This is a genomic window from Pontimicrobium sp. MEBiC01747, assembly GCF_053601635.1.
In genome coordinates, this window is record NZ_JBSHNS010000396.1 from 1 (window position 1) to 4,385 (window position 4,385).

General features: G+C 30.2%; 4 protein-coding genes and 2 pseudogenes. 4 read left to right on the forward strand and 2 right to left on the reverse strand.

Annotated features, from left to right (window positions below):
- Positions 1 to 208: pseudogene (locus tag ACVC2P_RS12765) on the forward strand (hypothetical protein); the annotation flags it as partial.
- A 15-nt stretch (positions 209 to 223) separates the two neighbouring features.
- Positions 224 to 2,398 (forward strand): M4 family metallopeptidase, encoded by a 2,175-nt coding sequence (locus tag ACVC2P_RS12770; protein ID WP_452598853.1) that lies wholly within the window; start codon positions 224 to 226, stop codon positions 2,396 to 2,398.
- Between the two features lie 69 nt (positions 2,399 to 2,467).
- On the opposite strand, the gene ACVC2P_RS12775 is transcribed toward ACVC2P_RS12770, so the two are convergent.
- Positions 2,468 to 2,887, reverse strand: a complete 420-nt coding sequence (locus ACVC2P_RS12775) for a hypothetical protein (RefSeq protein ID WP_452598854.1) — start codon at positions 2,885 to 2,887, stop codon at positions 2,468 to 2,470.
- A complete protein-coding gene (locus ACVC2P_RS12780) occupies positions 2,868 to 3,458 on the reverse strand; it encodes an RNA polymerase sigma factor (protein ID WP_452598856.1) in 591 nt (196 codons plus the stop codon). The genes ACVC2P_RS12775 and ACVC2P_RS12780 overlap by 20 nt, the downstream gene beginning before the upstream one ends.
- A gap of 139 nt (positions 3,459 to 3,597) precedes the next feature.
- Between ACVC2P_RS12780 and ACVC2P_RS12785 the strand changes: the two genes are divergently transcribed.
- Both ACVC2P_RS12785 and ACVC2P_RS12790 read left to right on the forward strand, forming a co-directional pair.
- On the forward strand, positions 3,598 to 3,933 hold the full coding sequence (locus ACVC2P_RS12785) for a DUF6249 domain-containing protein (RefSeq protein WP_452598855.1): 336 nt from the start codon (positions 3,598 to 3,600) through the stop codon (positions 3,931 to 3,933).
- Between the two features lie 206 nt (positions 3,934 to 4,139).
- Positions 4,140 to 4,385 (forward strand): annotated as a pseudogene (locus ACVC2P_RS12790) (hypothetical protein); the annotation flags it as partial.

A 4,385-nucleotide genomic window follows, 5' to 3' on the forward strand; every position in this document is an offset into this window, starting at 1 on the left:
AGCAGAAGTAGAAGCATTTATTAAAGAAAATAAACACTTACCAAATGTACCTTCTGCAAATACAGTAGAATCACAAGGTATAGAATTAGGTGATATGTCTAGAATTCAGCAAGAAAAAATTGAAGAATTAACATTATATATTATTGACCAACAAAAGCAAATTGATGAGTTAAAGAGTTTAGTTTATGAATTAAAGGATAAAGAATAATAAAAAATTAAACTTATGAAACTTAAAAAAAGATATATAACCCTGGGCATGCTCTTTTTACTGTCCCTCACGATATATGCTCAGGAAAATGCTGAGCATAAAAAAATATTCATTGAACTCAATGAAGAAGGAGAATCTTTCAGTAATATAATGGAAGTTCTAAAATCTAAATTTGATGTATCTGATAATAATAGTCTTTTAAATACAAAAACCTTCAATGATTCATATGGTTTTAAACACAAAGAATATCAGCAATACTATTCTAATATCAAAGTAGAACATTCTGTCTTAAAAATGCATCTTAAAAATGAAGCAATGGTATCAGTTACTGGTGAATTTGTTTCTAATCTGTCCTTAGATACAAAGCCACAAATAAGTGAGCCTGATGCATTTAAAAAGGCACTTGGCTATGTAAATGCCGAGACATATATATGGGATGATTCCGAAATGTACCAATGGTACTTATCTGAAAATAATAGTCAAGTTGGAGAATTAGTAATTTGTAAAAACTTTCTTTCAGAAAATGAAATAAATCAATATGAATTAGCTTACAAATTTGATATTTATAGTTTAGTGCCTTTAAGCAGAGCTCATATTTATGTAAGTGCTACTACTGGAGAAATTATACATACAAATAGCATTATAAAACATGCTAATAAACACAAAGCAAACATTCCTAAAAAACCAACTCCTTTTGTAACAGGAACAGCTAGTACACGCTACAGTGGTTCTAGATCAATAGAAACAACATTAGCTTCAGGAAGTTATATTTTAAAAGACGCAACTAGAGGAAATGGAATAGAAACCTATGATTTAAACAACGGAACCTCGTATGGTAGTGCTATTAATTTTAGTGATAACAATAATAATTGGACAACTTCAGAATGGCATAATTCTCAAAAAGATGATGCTGCATTAGATGCTCATTGGGGTGCAGAAATGACATACGATTATTTCTTGAATGAACATTCTAGAAATAGTTTTGATAATAGTGGAGCAATTATAAAAAGTTATATACACTATAGTAGTAACTATGTTAATGCATTTTGGAATGGTTCTGTAATGACATACGGAGACGGTAATGCCTCTATAGACCCATTAACATCAATTGACATTGCAGCTCATGAGATTGGCCATGCTGTATGTACTCATACTGCTAACTTAACTTATTCTTACGAATCGGGTGCTCTTAACGAAAGTTATTCTGATATATGGGGAGCTTGTGTAGAATTTTTTGCAGACCCAACAAAAAGTACTTGGGAATTAGGAGAGGATATTAATTTTGTAATACGTTCATTATCTAATCCAAATGCCCATAATCAACCAGACACTTATTTAGGAACATACTGGTACACAGGAAGCGGAGACCATGGTGGTGTGCATACTAACAGCGGTGTAAATAATTTTTGGTTTTATTTGCTTTCTCAAGGAGGTTCTGGAACTAATGATAATTCAGATTTTTATAGTGTAACTGGAATAGGTATTACTAAAGCTGCAAAAATTGCATATAGAACCGAAAGTGTTTACCTAAGTGCCAGCAGTAACTATAATGATGCTAAAAACTTCTCTATACAAGCCGCTGCAGATTTATATGGTGTTGGCTCTATGGAATGGAATAGTGTAAAAGCTGCATGGTGTGCTGTAGGTGTTGGTGTTTGCTGCCCATCAGATTTAACTATAACAGCCAATGTTAGTAGTGCTTCTACAGATAATCAAGAAGCAGTAAACTCTATAACAGCATCTAACACAATAGCATCTGGAGCTAATGCAGTCTATCATGCTGGAAATGAAGTATTACTAACCTCAGATTTTGATGCCTTAAACGGTTCTCAATTTAGAGCGCATATAGAAGGATGTACTGGAAACTTTGTGTTAAAACAAGGAGCAAGTGAAGAAGAAACCGAAACTAAAGAAGAGCTTGTTTTAAATGATGATACCATAAATAGTTTAAAGGTCTACCCTAACCCTACAAAAGGTATTATAAACATTAAATTAAAAAGTAGTCTTTTAGATAATGCTACAATTAATGTTTATAGTTTTAATGGTGCGCAGGTGTATACCAACACTATTCAAAGAAAAAATGTGTCCAATCATGAGTTAGATTTATCTAAATTTCAAGCAGGAATTTATATCATAAAAGTAACCGATAGCAAAGGAACTACACATATAAATAAAGTTATTAAGGAATAAATAACTGGTATTTTAACCCAAAAAGGAGGCTGTAATTAGCCTCCTTTTTCTATATATTAATAGTTATTACTAAACTTTTAGACGTTTATTAAAATAATATTTAAGTAATGGAATTTGAATAGCCAACATTGCTCCAAATAAAACAACAGAATACAATAATGTTTTTGGTATAGTAATCCCATTAAAAAATTGAGATATCGAGTTATTATATAACAAACTAAAGTCTATAGTACTATACCAAGACATCGTTTCATTATTAATAGTATTCTCATTAAGAGAGAGTCCTAAAACGGAGATAACTATTATAGCTATTATACCCCACACCCATTTAGATATTAATGGTTTATAGCGCGTCACTTGAGATGAAGATAATTCCTCAACTTGAGACATTATATGTGATGTAAAATCTAAAGATGGTGATTTTAAATCGACCGCTTTCATCATTTTATCCACTAATGCATCAATCGCTTTATTTTCTTGTTCTTTCATAATGCTCTATTATTTCTGGTTCTAAACGCGCTCTTAATACAGACGCAAGTTTTTTTCGACTCCTGTATAATTTTATCTTAATATTATTAGGTTTTAAGTTAACAATCTTGGCGATCTCATCTAAAGACTGTTCTTCAAAATAATACAAGGTTAATAAAAAACTATCATTACTCGGTAACATATTTATACACTTCTGTATAGCCTCTTTACGTTCTTTTATTTCTAAAGTAGCTAATGCGCTATCTAATGTTTTTACTTCATGCTCTGTAAACTCATTAATTGCAACCGTATTTTGTGTTCTTTTTATTTTTTTTAATCGATCTAAACAAGTATTGTAAGTAACCTTATATATCCATGTTGAAAACTTAGAATCTCCTTTAAATTTGGAAAGCGACTTATATACTTTTATAAATGTATCTTGAGAGACCTCTTCTGCTTCTTCCCTATTTTTAATCATTCTTAAAGCTAACGTATATATTAAATCTTTATAACGCTCTACCAGAATGCTAAAAGCACTGGTATCGCCTTCTAATACTTTAGTTATATAATATTGATCGTTTTTGATGGTCATTTGTGCTTTTGACGACACTTTTACAGTTTCGGTTACATATGAGTTAAAAAAATATTTTGAAAAAGTTGTAACCATAATTAAAAAGCCATCGTCTTAAGCTAAGAACACATTAAAAATAATCAATTAAAAACAAACAATTATGGAAGTAGTAGTATTAACAGTAATCTTTGGGACGATCTTTGGAATCGCTTATTTATATTTTTCTACAAGAAACAAAGAACGCATGGCACTTATTGAAAAAGGAGCAGATGCCAGCATTTTTATAAAAGGGAAAGCTCATGCAGCTCCTATATGGAAGGTTCTTATTTTAAACCTATCTTTATTATTAATGGGTATTGGTATTGGTATTTTTATTGCTTCTATTTTACATTACAATTTAGGTGTAGAGGAAGAAGTTGCTTTCCCTGGAACCATTTTCTTAATGGCAGGTGTTGGGTTATTTACTGGCTTTACATTAACAAAAAAATTAGACTAATCAACTAATCATTTTCTTAACACCTCTATAAACACTAAGTTTTAAAAGCAGTAATACACTAAGTATTACTGCTTTTTTATTAAATTATAATTTTACAAGTATAATATATATATTTAATCACTCTTATTATTAAAACAACTAAAGAGACTATTTTATATAACTTATACGTTATACTCTATAAAATGCTTCAAATAAATAAAAGACTTATGTTAAAAAATATAATAACTTGTTTAATAGTTCTATCTACACTATTTGGTACTGCACAAACAAGTATTCTTGATTCTGAAACAAAAACACCAGTGTCCTATGCTACAATTTCATTTGGAAACGGTAATGGTATTTTTGCAGATGATGATGGTAAATTTCTATTCACTAAAAAATTATATAGTGATATAGATACCTTATTTATTTCCTCGTTAGGATATAAAGACTTGAAAGTAGCAACCACAAAC